We start from the raw sequence: 764 nt of genomic DNA, 5'->3' as shown, positions 1-764 counted from the left end.
GCTCCACCGAATTCTTTTACAACCACCGGTTTTATGACCGGCTTACTGCTTAATTTGATGCCTGGCAGTTCCCTACTCTCGCATGAGGAGACCCCACACTACCATCGGCGCTACGGCGTTTCACTTCTGAGTTCGGCATGGGGTCAGGTGGGACCACCGCGCTAAAGCCGCCAGGCAAATTCTGTCTCCGCGCCGCCCGTAAGGCCGCGCAGATATATCCGGTACAGGCTGAAAATTGTGTCTCTCAAAAACGCCTCTGGCGTTGTAAGGTTAAGCCTCACGGGTCATTAGTACCGGTTAGCTCAACGCATCGCTGCGCTTACACACCCGGCCTATCAACGTCGTAGTCTTCAACGTCCCTTCAGGACTCTCAAGGAGTCAGGGAGAACTCATCTCGGGGCAAGTTTCGTGCTTAGATGCTTTCAGCACTTATCTTTTCCGCACTTAGCTACCGGGCAATGCCATTGGCATGACAACCCGAACACCAGTGGTGCGTTCACTCCGGTCCTCTCGTACTAGGAGCAACCCCCCTCAATTCTCCAGCGCCCACGGCAGATAGGGACCGAACTGTCTCACGACGTTCTAAACCCAGCTCGCGTACCACTTTAAACGGCGAACAGCCGTACCCTTGGGACCTACTTCAGCCCCAGGATGTGATGAGCCGACATCGAGGTGCCAAACACCGCCGTCGATATGAACTCTTGGGCGGTATCAGCCTGTTATCCCCGGAGTACCTTTTATCCGTTGAGCGATGGCCCTTCCAT

2 rRNA genes are annotated in these 764 nt (G+C 55.0%); both read right to left on the bottom strand.

Features of this window, described 5'->3' with window-relative positions:
• Positions 1-59: 59 nt before the first annotated feature.
• Positions 60-175: ribosomal RNA gene (rrf, locus tag ACJ5GX_RS06940) — 5S ribosomal RNA — on the bottom strand.
• A gap of 91 nt (positions 176-266) precedes the next feature.
• Positions 267-764 (bottom strand): 23S ribosomal RNA (locus tag ACJ5GX_RS06935); the annotation flags it as partial.

The sequence above is a fragment of the Wolbachia endosymbiont of Tuta absoluta genome, from assembly GCF_059414725.1.
This window is presented reverse-complemented; position numbering and strand designations above follow the sequence as displayed.